Source organism: Ideonella livida, assembly GCF_010499455.1.
GTDB classification, from domain to species: Bacteria; Pseudomonadota; Gammaproteobacteria; order Burkholderiales; family Burkholderiaceae_C; genus Ideonella; species Ideonella livida.
This window is the reverse complement of sequence record NZ_JAAGOH010000010.1, coordinates 109,974-122,767: the sequence shown is the minus strand read 5'-3', so window position 1 is coordinate 122,767 and position 12,794 is coordinate 109,974. Positions and strand designations below refer to the sequence as shown.

The 12,794-nt window shown below is 71.7% G+C and carries 11 protein-coding genes; 9 read left to right on the top strand and 2 right to left on the bottom strand.

Annotation, left to right across the window (positions count from 1 at the left end):
- Nucleotides 1-26: 26 nt before the first annotated feature.
- Complete coding sequence (locus G3A44_RS10405; protein ID WP_163457447.1) at nt 27-2,918, bottom strand: Rne/Rng family ribonuclease; 2,892 nt, start codon at nt 2,916-2,918, stop codon at nt 27-29.
- Between the two features lie 807 nt (nt 2,919-3,725).
- Between G3A44_RS10405 and G3A44_RS10400 the strand changes: the two genes are divergently transcribed.
- The 4 genes from G3A44_RS10400 to G3A44_RS10385 all read left to right on the top strand — a co-directional run bounded on the left by G3A44_RS10400 (nt 3,726) and on the right by G3A44_RS10385 (nt 7,006).
- Nucleotides 3,726-4,694 carry an RluA family pseudouridine synthase gene (locus G3A44_RS10400; RefSeq protein ID WP_163457446.1) on the top strand — a complete coding sequence of 323 codons (969 nt, stop codon included), beginning with the start codon at nt 3,726-3,728 and terminating at the stop codon, nt 4,692-4,694.
- A gap of 79 nt (nt 4,695-4,773) precedes the next feature.
- On the top strand, nt 4,774-5,427 hold the full coding sequence (locus G3A44_RS10395) for an HAD family hydrolase (protein WP_163457445.1): 654 nt from the start codon (nt 4,774-4,776) through the stop codon (nt 5,425-5,427).
- A 40-nt stretch (nt 5,428-5,467) separates the two neighbouring features.
- On the top strand, nt 5,468-5,830 hold the full coding sequence (locus tag G3A44_RS10390) for a Rieske (2Fe-2S) protein (protein ID WP_310734356.1): 363 nt from the start codon (nt 5,468-5,470) through the stop codon (nt 5,828-5,830).
- A 72-nt stretch (nt 5,831-5,902) separates the two neighbouring features.
- On the top strand, nt 5,903-7,006 hold the full coding sequence (locus G3A44_RS10385) for a S49 family peptidase (RefSeq protein WP_163457443.1): 1,104 nt from the start codon (nt 5,903-5,905) through the stop codon (nt 7,004-7,006).
- Nucleotides 7,007-7,042: 36 nt separating this feature from the next.
- Here G3A44_RS10385 and G3A44_RS10380 read toward each other — a convergent pair whose 3' ends face one another.
- On the bottom strand, nt 7,043-7,306 hold the full coding sequence (locus tag G3A44_RS10380; RefSeq protein WP_163457442.1) for a hypothetical protein: 264 nt from the start codon (nt 7,304-7,306) through the stop codon (nt 7,043-7,045).
- 213 nt (nt 7,307-7,519) lie between these two features.
- Here G3A44_RS10380 and panB point away from each other — a divergent pair, with 213 nt between their 5' ends.
- The 5 genes from panB (at nt 7,520) to G3A44_RS10355 (ending at nt 12,667) form a co-directional block, all read left to right on the top strand.
- Nucleotides 7,520-8,386, top strand: coding sequence for a 3-methyl-2-oxobutanoate hydroxymethyltransferase (gene panB, locus G3A44_RS10375; RefSeq protein ID WP_163457441.1), 867 nt, complete (start codon nt 7,520-7,522; stop codon nt 8,384-8,386).
- Between the two features lie 172 nt (nt 8,387-8,558).
- Nucleotides 8,559-9,398, top strand: a complete 840-nt coding sequence (gene panC / locus G3A44_RS10370) for a pantoate--beta-alanine ligase (RefSeq protein ID WP_163457440.1) — start codon at nt 8,559-8,561, stop codon at nt 9,396-9,398.
- 26 nt (nt 9,399-9,424) lie between these two features.
- Complete coding sequence (gene bioB / locus G3A44_RS10365) at nt 9,425-10,510, top strand: biotin synthase BioB (RefSeq protein ID WP_163457439.1); 1,086 nt, start codon at nt 9,425-9,427, stop codon at nt 10,508-10,510.
- Between the two features lie 68 nt (nt 10,511-10,578).
- Nucleotides 10,579-10,995: an aspartate 1-decarboxylase gene (gene panD / locus G3A44_RS10360; protein WP_163457438.1), complete on the top strand. Its 417-nt coding sequence runs from the start codon at nt 10,579-10,581 to the stop codon at nt 10,993-10,995.
- 88 nt (nt 10,996-11,083) lie between these two features.
- The gene (locus G3A44_RS10355) at nt 11,084-12,667 is read left to right on the top strand and encodes a hypothetical protein (RefSeq protein ID WP_163457437.1); all 1,584 of its coding nucleotides are present in this window, start codon (nt 11,084-11,086) and stop codon (nt 12,665-12,667) included.
- Nucleotides 12,668-12,794: the final 127 nt, after the last annotated feature.

Below are 12,794 nucleotides of genomic sequence, written 5' to 3'. Positions count from 1 at the left end.
GGGCGTGAGGTGGCGACGCGGTGGCGTCAGGCGGGCTGTCCCGACTCGGTCGCCGCCGCGGGGGCGTCGTCGAAGGGCAGGCGCACCGTGGCCAGGTCCTTGCGGGTCTCGACCAGCACCAACGGGCCTTCGTCCAGCAGCACCAGCGGTTTGCGCTCGCGCGGCACGTGCACCGGCTTGGGCTCGGCGGCGATCTGGGCTTGCACCTCGGCCACCCGGGCCGGGTCGGAGTTGACCCAGTTCAGGCCTGCGGCCTCAGCCACGCGCTGCAGTTCGTCCACGGCCAGCACGTAGGGCTCGGCCACCACGGCGGCCGGGGCTGCGGCGGCCGGCACCGGCTGCTCCACCTCGTTGGCCAGCGGGGCGACCGGCTCAGACACGGCCACCGGCGGCTCGCCCTCGGCCATCGGCGTGGTGTTGCCTTCGGCCACACCGTCGTCCTCGCGACGGTCTCGGCGGTAGCGGTTGCGGCGGCGGCGACCCCCGTCACGTCCGTCCTCTCCCTCTGCCGGCACGTCCGGTGCGCCTTCCGACAGCGCAGGGGCCTCACCGGCGGTGGTTTCAGCCGGTTCGACCGCGCCAGCCGGGTCTTCGTGGCCACCTTCCAGAGCTTCCGTTGACAGGCCTTCCTGGCCTTCGCCCTCCTCGCGGCGACCGCCACGGCGGCGGCGGCGGCGGCGGCCTTCACCACGCTCGCCTTCGGCGGCCTGGGCGGCGTCCGGAGCCGCCGAAGGCCCGCCTTCGGTCAGACCCTGGGCCAGTTCGAGTTCGGCCGGCACGGCGGCCTGGCCCAGCTCACGCTCCTGTTCGCGCAGTCGGCGGTCCTGGCGTTCTTGGCGCTCGGCGCGGACCTCGGTCTGGCCTTGGCCGTCCTCGCGCTCGCGGCGGCCACCATCACGGCGGTTGCGACCCTCCTGGCGGTTGTCGCCGCGGCCCTCCGGGCGACTCCCGTCACGACGGCCCTGCTCATCGCGCCCACCACGGCCCTCCTTGCGGTCCTCGCGGCGTTCGCCACGCTCCTCGCGTTCACGGCGACCGCCATCACGGCCCTTGCCCGGGCCGCGGCCGTCACGGCCCGCCGGTGCAGTGGCCGGCGCCTCGGTTGGGGTGACCACCGGGGCGGCCACCGGTTCCGGCGCGGCCACGGGGGCCGGGGCGAACAGGCGCTTGATCCAGCCAAAGAAGCCACCCCCCGCCGGCCGCGGGGCGGCCACCGACGGAGCGGCCGGTGCCGTCACCACAGGGGCGGCGGGGGTCGTGGCCGTGGCCGGTGCCGGGGCGGCGGCCTCGGCAGGCGCCGGGGCCACCACGGGCGCAGGTTGATCGGGCAGCAGACCCTTGATGATGGGCTCCTGCTTGGCCTTGGTCTTCTCGCGGCGGCTGATGGCCACCTCGTCGTCCTGCTCCTCGATCATCGTGTAGCTGGCCTGCAGGTTCTCCAGACGCGGGTCGTCGTGGCGCAGGCGCTCCAGCTTGTAGTTCGGCGTTTCCAGGTGCTTGTTGGGCACCAGCAGCACGGTGGTGCGCTGCTTGAGCTCGATCTTGGTGATCTCGGTGCGCTTCTCGTTGAGCAGGAAGGAGGTCACCTCCACCGGCACTTGCACGTGCACGGCGGCGGTGTTTTCCTTCATCGCCTCCTCCTGGATGATGCGCAGGATCTGCAGCGCCGAGGACTCGGTGTCGCGGATGTGGCCGGTGCCGTTGCAGCGCGGGCAGGTGATGTGGCTGCCTTCGCTCAGGGCCGGGCGCAGGCGCTGGCGGCTCAGCTCCAGCAGGCCGAACTTGCTGATCGAGCTGAACTGCACGCGGGCGCGGTCATAGCGCAGGGCATCCTTCAGGCGCTGCTCGACCTCGCGGCGGTTCTTGGAGTCCTCCATGTCGATGAAGTCCACCACGATCAGGCCGCCCAGGTCGCGCAGGCGGCACTGGCGGGCGATCTCGTCGGCCGCTTCCAAGTTGGTGCGGGTGGCGGTTTCCTCGATGTCACCGCCCCGCGTGGCGCGGGCCGAGTTCACGTCCACGGCCACCAGGGCTTCGGTGTGGTCGATGACGATGGCCCCGCCGGAAGGCAGGTTCACCGTGCGGGCGAAGGCCGTCTCGATCTGGTGCTCGATCTGGAAACGGCTGAACAGCGGCGCCGGGTCGCGGTAGCGCTTGACGCGATGCACGGACTCCGGCATCACGTGGTTCATGAACTGGTGGGCCTGATCGTAGATGTCGTCGGTGTCGATCAGGATCTCGCCGATGTCGGCGGTGAAGTAGTCGCGGATCGCGCGGATCACCAGCGACGACTCCTGATAGATCAGGAAGGCGCCCTTGCCCGCCCGGGAGGCCGTGTCGATGGCCTCCCAAAGCTTGAGCATGTAGTTCAGGTCCCACTGCAGCTCGGCGGCGGTACGGCCGATGCCGGCGGTGCGGGCGATTAGGCTCATGCCCTTGGGGTATTCGAGCTGGTCGAGGTTCTCCTTGAGCTCCTCGCGCTGTTCCCCCTCGATGCGGCGGCTGACGCCACCGCCGCGCGGGTTGTTGGGCATCAGCACCAGGTAGCGGCCGGCCAAGCTGACGAAGGTGGTCAGCGCTGCGCCCTTGTTGCCGCGCTCTTCCTTCTCCACCTGGACCAGCAGTTCCTGGCCGTTGGAGATCACGTCCTGGATCTTGGCGTCCTTGACCGGCACGCCTTCCTTGAAATACTGGCGGGAGATTTCCTTGAAAGGCAGGAAGCCGTGGCGGTCCTCGCCATAGTCGACAAAACAGGCCTCCAGCGAAGGCTCGACGCGGGTGACGACGGCCTTGTAGATATTGCCCTTGCGCTGCTCGCGCCCTTCGATCTCGGTCTCGAAGTCGAGCAGCTTCTGGCCGTCGACGATCGCCAGCCGCCGCTCTTCCGGCTGCGTGGCATTGATCAGCATGCGTTTCATGTGCACTCCTCATCCACGGCCGGTTGCCCGGCCGTCTTGGGTGGGAGGTGTCCGCCTGCCGGAAGGATCCGGCGGGTCTTCACCCCGTCAGATGCACGAGAAATCGCGAACGTGGCCGCTGGAAGGAATGGCCCTGGACCCCCGACCGTCCCGAAGGACGGCCGTTGGCGTTGGCGCGTGTGCCTGCGTCAGACCCACTGCTGCGGGAAGGCGTCCGCCCGGCACCCGGCCCCTCGGGCGCCAGGCACTGGCGCCGCGCACCCTGCGGCCGCACCGGTCGGGGACCGGGGCCTGCGGGGTGGTGGGGGGTGGAGGAAGAGGACAACATGCGCAGTCAGCTGACGTTGACACCCGGTATCGCCTGGCTCGTGCCCGACAAGCGGGCCGGTGACCGGCGCGACCGACAATGAACCTTTGATGAAGTCCCTGCACGAGGCAGGGCGGCACATCCGACATTTCTCTGCCACCTCCAGCCGCCGGCCCCCGGTCACATCGGGACCGGTGCCTCCAGCGCCTCTGGAGGTGTTGCATCACCTTGTGGCGCACCTGCTCGGTGCGCCCCGCCACACTAACCGCCCCGGTACCCGGGTAAACTCTGAAAAATCAAGCACTTAGGGCTTTATTGTGGTGCAACGCATTATAGGGGCCAAACCAAGGCCGCCATCGGGCAGGAAAACACCGGCATCGGCCGGGGGACGTGGGGCCGCCACGGCCCGACCGGCGGCGGCCTCCGGGGGGCGGCCGCCGGTGCCGCCGTCCGGCGCCGGCGGGCCGTCGCAGCGCCCGCCAGCACCGGCCGCCCCCGCCGTGCGGCTGGTCACGGTGGATGAGGGCTCGGCGGGGCAGCGCCTGGACAACTTCCTGCTGCGCGAGCTCAAGGGCGTGCCCAAGACCCACGTCTACCGGATCATCCGGGCCGGGGAGGTGCGGGTGAACAAGGCCCGGGCGGCGGCCGACACCCGCCTGGCCTTGGAGGACGTGGTGCGCGTGCCGCCGGTGCGCCTGCCCGAGCGTGCCGGTCCGGCCGCGGAGGCCGCCCAGGCGGCGGTGCCTCCCCGGGAGTTCCCGGTGCTGTTCGAGGACGACCACCTGCTGGTGGTCAACAAGCCCGCCGGCGTGGCGGTGCATGGGGGCTCAGGGGTGAGCTACGGGGTGATCGAGCAGCTGCGCCGTGCCCGCCCGCAGGCCCGCTTCCTGGAGCTGGTGCACCGGCTGGACAAGGAAACCTCCGGTCTGCTGCTGGTGGCCAAGAAGCGCAGCGCGCTCACCGCCTTGCAAGACCAGTTCCGCCACCGCCAGACCGGCAAGACCTACGCGGCCCTGGTGCTGGGGGCGTGGCCGGCAGCCCTTAAGGTGGTGGATGTGCCGCTGCACAAATACCTCACCGCCGAAGGGGAGCGTCGGGTGCGTGCGGTGGGACCGCAGGAGGAGACCGAAGGCCAGCGGTCCATTTCCCTGGTGAAGGTGTTGGAGAATTACAACGACTTCACCCTGTTGGACGTCACCATCAAGACCGGTCGCACCCACCAGATCCGGGTGCACCTGGCCAGCCAGGGGCATGCGCTGGTGGGCGATGAGAAATATGGGGACTTCACGCTCAACAAGGCGCTGGCTTCGGGCCGCGGTCCGGTGCCCCTGCGGTTTGACCGCATGTTCCTCCATGCCCGCCAGCTGGCCTTTGACCACCCGGCCAGCGGGGAACGCATCACCCTGGACGCCCCGCTGCCGCAGGAATGCGAGACACTCCTCGACGGCTTGCGCAGCCGGGCGTCCTGAGCGCCTCCGGGCTGCCCCTCAGCTGCGGCGCCCAGGGCGCCGCGCCCCACCGTCCCGTCAGATCCGCCGCCACATCCGCATGCGCCGCTACGACCTCATCGCCTTTGACTGGGATGGCACCCTGTTCGACTCCACCGCGCTGATCGTGCGCAGCATCCAGCGCGCCTGTGCTGACCTGGCGGTCCCGGTGCCGTCGGATGAGCGCGCCTCCTACGTGATCGGGCTGGGCCTGCACGACGCCTTGCAGCACGCCTGCCCCGACCTGACCGCCGAGCGCTACCCGGAGCTGGGGCGGCGCTACCGCCACCACTACCTGGCCAGCCAGCACGAGATCAGCCTGTTCAGGGGCACGTTGGAGATGCTCCACGACCTGCGCGGGCGGCAATTTCTGCTGGCGGTGGCCACCGGCAAGAGCCGTCGCGGGCTGGACGAGGCCCTGGCCCATACCGAGCTGCAGGGCCTGTTCGACGCCAGCCGCACCGCCGATGAGACTTTCTCCAAGCCCCACCCCCGCATGCTGCAGGAGCTGATGGCCGAGCTGGGCGCCGAGCCGGGCCGCACCCTGATGATCGGCGACACCACCCACGACCTGCAGATGGCCGTCAACGCCGGCACCGACTGCGTGGGCGTCAGCTACGGTGCGCATGAGAGTGCCGGCTTTGCCGCCTACGCGCCCCGTCATGTGGCCCACTCCGTGGCCGACCTGGCCGCTTGGCTGTCCCAGCATGGTTGAGCCGACGCTGCCACCCCCACCCCCTGGCGCTGGGGCGCTGGTGACTGCGCCCCAGCGCCTGTGCGCCAGCGACGCCCTGGCCGAGCGAGGCCAGGCCTGGGTGTTCGACCTGCGCCAGTGGGGCGAGCCGGTGCGGGGCTTCGTGCTGCGCATCGAGGGCCGGCCGGTGGGCTACCTCAACCGCTGCGCCCACGTACCGGTGGAAATGGATTGGCAGCCCGGCGAGTTCCTGGATCAGGACCGGCGCTGGATCATCTGCTCCATCCATGGGGCGGTCTACGAACCGGCCGATGGGCGCTGCGTGGCCGGCCCCTGCCGCGGGCAGCGCCTCAAACCCCTGGCGGTGGAGGAGCGGGAAGGGGCCATCTGGTGGCGGCCCGACGCCACGCTGCAACCGGCCTGAGGCTGCCCTCCTCCTCCAGATCTGATCCCCGTCGTCCCGGGCCCGCCCGCGCGAGCCACCGCTGAGAACACCATGCAACCGTCTGACGATCCGTCCTCTTCCACGCCGGCGCCCGCGCCTGCGCCGACCGTGGCCGCCGAACCCGCGCCAGCCCCTGCCACCCCCGAACCCCAGGACCGCGTCGTCCCCGGCCCGGTGCCGGCGGCGGCCGCTTCGGCCCCAGCCTGCGGGGCGACCGCCTCGCCGCCCCTGGACCGCATGGAGGAGCTGCTGCGGCAGGTCAGTGTGGAACTGCTCCGTGAGCGCCGCGCCGACCGGCGCTGGCAGCGCACGCTGCGGCTAGGTTGGTTCCTGCTGGTGCTGGCCGTGGCCTGGGCCCTGTTCAGTCAGGGGGGGCTGCACCGCCCCGCGCCCACCACGGCACACACGGCCCTCGTCGAGGTCCGCGGTGAGATCTCCATGGACACCGAGGCCAGTGCCGAGCTGCTGGTGGCCTCCATCAAGAGTGCATTTGAGGATGAGGGCGCGCAGGCGGTGGTGTTGCGCATCAACTCCCCAGGCGGCAGCCCGGTGCAGTCGGGCATCATCAACGACGAGATCCGTCGCCTCAAGGCCCTGCACAAGAAGAAGGTGTACGCCGTCGTCGAGGAGGTCTGTGCCTCCGGCGCTTACTACATCGCGGCAGCGGCTGACGAGATCTATGTGGACAAGGCCAGCATCGTCGGCTCCATCGGCGTGCTGATGGACGGCTTCGGCTTCACCGGCGCCATGGAGAAATTCGGGGTCGAGCGCCGCTTGCTCACCGCCGGGGAGAACAAGGGCATGCTCGACCCCTTCTCGCCGCTCAACGAGCGCCAGGTGGGCTACGCCAAGGCCATGCTGGACCAGATCCACCGGCAGTTCATCCAGGTGGTCAAGGAAGGGCGCGGCGACCGCCTGAAGGAAACGCCGGAGATGTTCTCCGGCCTGTTCTGGAATGGCGAGGAGGCCGTCAAGATGGGCCTGGCCGATGCGCTGGGCAACCTCGACTACGTCGCCCGGGAAGTGGTGAAGGCCGAGGACATCATCGACTACACCCCGCAGGAGAACGTGGCCGAACGGCTGGCCAAGCGCTTTGGTGCTGCCATGGGCCAGGGGGCGGTGCGGGCCATGCGGGAGCTGGCCCCCATCCGCTGAGTGGCCACTGCGCCGGCGCCGGGCTTCGGCCCGGGCTCAGGCCGGCACGCGCGGCAGGTCGACCAGGGCCATGGCCAGTTCGGCTTCGTCGCAGTCCAAGTCCTGTCGTTGGCCGGCGAAGAAATCGGCGTAGGCCGCCATGTCGAAATGGCCGTGGCCGCACCGGTTGAACGGGATGCGGCGCCTCTTGGCGTTGGCGCCACCGCGCAGCTGCAGGCCCAGGAAGGGGAAGGCGATGCCGGCGACGTTGCCGCTGCCGCCGGTGCAGCCCGCGATGACGTCCGGATCGTCCCCCGCCATGTCCAGCTGGGCGATGGCCTCCTGGCCGCCGATGGTCTTCTGACAGCAGGTGCTTGCCGTTTCGCTCGTCGGGGTCCTCCTGAAGATGGTGGATGTCGGTGGCGGGGATTCGGGCGGGCCCCACAGCGTCTGCCGGCCAGGGGAAGGCAGAATGAGGCCCCCTGTGCTGCAATGCAGCACGCCAGATCGTGCCCTCGCCCGAAGCCGACAACGATGAGTGTTCACCCAGTAGAGGCCGCTGTCTCCCCTGCACAGCGTGCGCCCTTGAGCCTGCCCAAACTGCGCGAGATGGCCCAGCGCGGTGAGCGCATCGCCGTGCTCACCGCCTATGACGCCACTTTTGCCCGCTGCATGGACGACGCCGGCGTCGACTGCATCCTGGTGGGTGATTCGCTGGGCAATGTGGTCCAGGGCGAGAAGAGCACGCTGCCCGTGACCTTGGAGCACATGGCCTACCACACCCGCTGCGTGGCCCAGGGCCGTCGGGCCGCCTGGCTGGTGAGTGACCTGCCGTTCGGCAGCTACGAAGCCAGCCCCCGGCAGGCCTTCGATTCAGCGGTAGCGCTCATGCAGGCAGGCGCTCAGATGGTCAAGCTTGAAGGGGGCGGCGTCACGGCCGATACCGTGCGCTTCCTGGTCGAGCGTGGCATCCCCGTCTGCGCCCATCTGGGCCTGACGCCGCAGCGCGTGCACGCCCTGGGCGGCTTCCGGGTGCAGGGCCGCGACGAGGCGGCGGCGGCCCAGCTCAAGGCCGATGCCGCCGCCCTGGCCGAGGCCGGGGCCGCCATGGTGGTGCTGGAGCTGGTGCCCTCCGGCCTGGCGCGCGAGATCACCCTGGCCCATCCGGGCATGCTGACCATCGGCATCGGCGCCGGGGCCGGCACCGCCGGCCAGGTGCTGGTCATGCACGACATGCTGGGCCTGACCACCGGTCGGCGCCCCCGCTTTGTGCGTGACTTCACCCGCGAGCCGGGCAGTGAGCCGCAGGCGCCCGGCCTGTCGGTGGCCCAGGCCTTCGCCCGCTATGCGGCAGACGTCAAGGCCGGGTGTTTCCCGGACGAGGCGTTGCACGGCTACTGACGCTCCCGGCGGGTTGGCAGGCTTGCCGCCTGCCGCCGCCGCGGCGCAGGTGCTGTGGTTGACAGCGGCGCCCACCGCGCCACACTTCGCTCCCCGTCCGGTTGACGGACGCCCCGCTTCACCCCAAGAGAAGCGGCCCACCCCCGGTCGGGCCGCCAGGAGACCCGCCGCCATGCGCGTGATCCACACCCTTGCCGAGCTGCGCCAGGCCCTGGCCGGCCAGAACCGAACCGCCTTCGTGCCCACCATGGGCAATCTGCATGAGGGCCACCTGTCGCTGGTGCGCCAGGCCAGGGCCCTGGGCGGGCCGGTGGTGGTCAGCATCTTCGTCAACCGCCTGCAGTTCCTGCCGCACGAGGACTTTGACCAGTACCCGCGCACCCTGGCGCGCGACTGCGAGCTGCTGGCCCCGGCCGGCTGCGACATCGTCTTCGCCCCCTCCGAGGCCGAGCTTTACCCGGAGCCGCAGGCCTACAAGATCCAGCCGCCAGCCGCCCTGGCCGACCTGCTGGAAGGCGAGTTCCGACCTGGCTTCTTCACCGGTGTGTGTACCGTGGTGATGAAGCTGTTCCAGTGCGTGCAGCCGGCCTACGCCGTGTTCGGCCAGAAGGACTACCAGCAGCTCAAGGTCATCCAGGGCATGGCGCGGCAGTTCGCCCTGCCGGTGCAGATCGTGCCGGGCGCCACCGTGCGCGCCGGCGACGGCCTGGCCCTGTCCTCGCGCAACGGCTACCTGGATGAGCGCGAGCGTGCCGAGGCCACCGCACTGTCGCAGACCCTGCAGGCCCTGGCCGAAGGGGCCCGCGACCTGGGCCGCCCCCTGGTCCTGCTGGAGGCCGAGGCCGCCGACCAACTGCGCGGCCGTGGCTGGACGCCGGATTACCTGACCCTGCGCCGGCGCAGTGACCTGCTGCCGCCCACCGACGCCGAACGCGCCGACGGCGAGCCCCTGGTGGCACTGGGCGCCGCCCGCCTGGGCGCCACCCGGCTGATCGACAACCTGGAATGCTGAGCGCGCCTGCGGGCCGCCCCCTCGTCATGGACACCACCGCCTCCTCCTCCGCCGCCCCTGCCCATGCCTGCGGCGCGTCCGCTCCGCAACCGGCGCCGCAGCCACTGCATTTCCACGCCCCGGTCCTCGCCTCAACGGGCGGAACGGCCGCCACCCGGGCCACGGCCCCACGCTGGACCGTGGAGCAGGTGGCCGCGCTCTACGAGCTGCCGCTGACCGAGCTGATCCACCGCGCCCAGCAGGTGCACCGCGAGCATTTCGACCCGGCCGAGATCGAGCTGGCCACGCTGCTGTCCATCAAGACCGGCGGCTGCCCGGAAGACTGCGGCTACTGCCCGCAGTCCATCCACCATCCCACCGGCGTGGAGGCCACCAAGCTGATGGAGGCCGACGAGGTGCGTGCCGCCGCCCTGGCCGCCCGTGAGGCCGGCGCCACCCGCTTCTGCATGGGGGCGGCCTGGCGCGCGCCCAAGGACCGCGACATCGAGAAGGTCAGCACCCTGATCCGCGAGGTCAAGTCCCTGGGCCTGGAGGCCTGCTGCACCCTTGGCATGCTCACCGAGGGCCAGGCCCGGCAGCTCAAGGACGCCGGGTTGGACTACTACAACCACAACCTCGACACCGCCCCCGAGACCTACGGCAGCATCATCACCACCCGCGACTACCAGGACCGCCTGGACACGCTGGAGCGGGTGCGCCAGGTTGGCGTGGCCGTGTGCAGCGGCGGCATCGTGGGCATGGGCGAGAGCCGCCTGCAGCGCGCCGGCCTGATCGCCCAGCTCGCCAACCTCGAGCCCTACCCCGATTCGGTGCCCATCAACGACCTGGTGCAGGTCGAGGGCACGCCGCTGCACGGCACCGACAAGCTCGACCCCTTCGAGTTCGTGCGCACCATCGCCGCCGCCCGCATCACCATGCCCAAGGCCCGGGTGCGCCTGTCGGCCGGCCGCCAGGCCATGCCTGAAGGCATCCAGGCGCTGTGCTTCCTGGCCGGTGCCAACTCCATCTTCTACGGCGACAAGCTGCTGACCACCGGCAACCCCGATGCCGACCGCGACCGCGCCCTGCTCAAGCGCCTGGGCCTGCGCCCACGCCACGTGCTGGGCGCCTGAACGTCATCCGTCCCGACACCGCCGGCTGCCCCACCGGCGTCTCCCCATCAGCACAACACGCCCCCGCCATGTTCCGCACCCTGCTCAAGTCCAAGATCCATCGCGCCACCGTCACCCACTGCGAGCTGCACTACGAAGGCTCCTGCGGCATTGACCTGGACCTGCTGGAGGCGGCCAACCTGCGCGCCAACGAGCAGATCCACATCTGGAATGTGAACAACGGCGAGCGCTTCATCACCTATGCCATCGAGGCCCCGCGAGGCAGCGGTGTCATCTCGCTCAACGGCTCGGCCGCCCGGCGCGCCAGCGTGGGCGATCTGGTCATCATTGCCGCCTTCGGCCTGGTGCATGAGGACAAGCTCGACGACTGCGTGCCGCAGCTGGTGTTCCCGGACGCCGCCAACCGCATTGCCGAGGTGCGCCACCAGCCCGCCGGTCCTCAGGCCGGGGTGGACGCGCCCGTGCAGCCAGACCTGGCCGACTGAGGCCGGCGTCCTGCCGCCTGCCCCGACCTCCTGCCCCGTCCATCCGCCCGCTGTCCTGGTCCCCCGCGCCGCCCCGGAGCCCCTGCCCATGGTCAGACCGCCTCTTGCGTCGTCATCCGTCCCCGCTGGGGCGTCTGCCCGCCATGCCCCCGCCCGCCCCGGGGCCTGGGGCCGGGGCCTGCTGGCCCTGCTGCTCTGGGGCAGTGCCTGGCAGAGTGGCGCCCAGCCGGTGCCCGCCGCCCCGGGGGCGGCGTCCGCTGTGGTGGTCGGGGCGGTGGCCTCGGCCCCTGCCGGTGCCGCGTCGGCGCCCGCGCTGCCGGCGGACTGGGCTCGGGCCCAGGACCAGTACTGGCATGCGCCGCGCACGGTGGACTTCATCCGCCGCCTGGAGGCGCTGCAGCAGGCCATGGACCAGCACTGCCAGGGGGGCCTCGTCATTCCGGTGCGGACCGCCTGGCGCGAGGCCCTGGTGGCCTGGTTGCGGCTGTCGGCCGTGCCGGGCCCGGACCTGCTGGCGCCGGAGGTCCTGACCCGGCTGGATGCACCGGCCCGTGCCGAGCTGATCGAGCAGGCCATCGAGGCCGCCGCCGAGGGCACGCTGCAGGCCGACCGCCTGGCGCCCGGGGCGCGCGGGCTGGGTGCGCTGGAATGGCTGCTCTGGACCCAGCCGCCTGGGGTGAGCCTGAAGGCGCCGCCCAGCCGCAGCCGCAGCACCGCGGCCCCCAGCCGCCGCGTCGCCAAACCCGCGGCCAAGGGCGCGGCCACCAAGTCGACCAAGACCAAGGCCGCCGCCAAGACACCCGCCCGCCGCGCCCAACTGGATGCTGGCGGTTGGGGTGGGGCGGCCGATGCCGTCGGGGCGGTGCTGCTGCGCCTGGAACAGGCGGCCAGCGCCCCGCAGGGCTACCGCGCCCAGGCCAGCAAGCCCAAGCCCGCGGCCCCGGCCAAGGCCCGCAAGACCAACGCCAAGCCCGCCAGGTCGACCAAGGCGACCAAGGCGACCAAGCCCTCCCGGACGGCGGCGGCTGCGGTGGCCGCCGAGCCGGTGGATCCGTTGTTGGCGGGGGGGCGCAGCGCGGCGGGCCAGGCCTCGCGCACGGCGCAGCCGGCGGCGTGCCGGCTGGGCCGCGCGCTGGTGGCGGACCTGCGCACGCAGAGCCTGGGCCTGGCCGACGCCCTGGCCCGTCGCCTGGAGGCCGCCCCGGTCTTGGCCGTCGCCGCCTCGGCACCGTCGGCCACCGCTCCCGCAGGCGGCGACCGTTTGGGCGCGGGCTGGTTGGAGGCCCTGGTGCAGCTGCGGGTGCAGGCGCTGGAGCAGCCCCTGCAGGCCGAGGCCCACAAGGGTCGCGCCGGCCTGCCCCTGCCGCGCCAACTCAGCGGCAGCGCCTCGGTGGACCGGGTGTCGCGCTGGTCCGCCCTGCGTGCGCTGGCGGTGGGTGAGGAGGGTGGTGGCCCCGCCGGCCCCGGCCTGCAGGGCCTGGCCTGGACCACCCGGCTGCAGCAGGCCGGCCATGCCGAGCTGGCCGAGCAGCTGCTGCAGCAGGCCAACGCGGTCGACCAGGCGCTGGAGGCTGCCTTGCCCAACACGCCGCCCGTGCTGCACCAGGCGGCCGAGGCCCTGGCGCGTCTGGAGCAGCTGGTGGTGCGCCAGGTGCTGCCGGCCTTGTCCTGAGCCGACGGCGCAGCGCGCCGGATGGGCGGTGCCAACCGCCACCGGTTCTGGTGCGTTGGGCCTGGGTGCGCCGCGGGTGGCGGCCCATTGGCCGTGGCCCTCGGGCGTCTCTGTCACCTCCCGTGGA

Bases quoted from the DNA above. Each gene is read 5' to 3' on its own strand.
- bioB (WP_163457439.1), top strand. From the start codon at position 9,425: ATGGACACCACCGCCTCCTCCTCCGCCGCCCCTGCCCATGCCTGCGGC.
- G3A44_RS10380 (WP_163457442.1), bottom strand. From the start codon at position 7,306: ATGGCGGGGGACGATCCGGACGTCATCGCGGGCTGCACCGGCGGCAGC.
- G3A44_RS10385 (WP_163457443.1), top strand. From the start codon at position 5,903: ATGCAACCGTCTGACGATCCGTCCTCTTCCACGCCGGCGCCCGCGCCT.
- G3A44_RS10405 (WP_163457447.1), bottom strand. From the start codon at position 2,918: ATGAAACGCATGCTGATCAATGCCACGCAGCCGGAAGAGCGGCGGCTG.
- panD (WP_163457438.1), top strand. From the start codon at position 10,579: ATGTTCCGCACCCTGCTCAAGTCCAAGATCCATCGCGCCACCGTCACC.
- G3A44_RS10355 (WP_163457437.1), top strand. From the start codon at position 11,084: ATGGTCAGACCGCCTCTTGCGTCGTCATCCGTCCCCGCTGGGGCGTCT.
- G3A44_RS10395 (WP_163457445.1), top strand. From the start codon at position 4,774: ATGCGCCGCTACGACCTCATCGCCTTTGACTGGGATGGCACCCTGTTC.
- panB (WP_163457441.1), top strand. From the start codon at position 7,520: ATGAGTGTTCACCCAGTAGAGGCCGCTGTCTCCCCTGCACAGCGTGCG.
- panC (WP_163457440.1), top strand. From the start codon at position 8,559: ATGCGCGTGATCCACACCCTTGCCGAGCTGCGCCAGGCCCTGGCCGGC.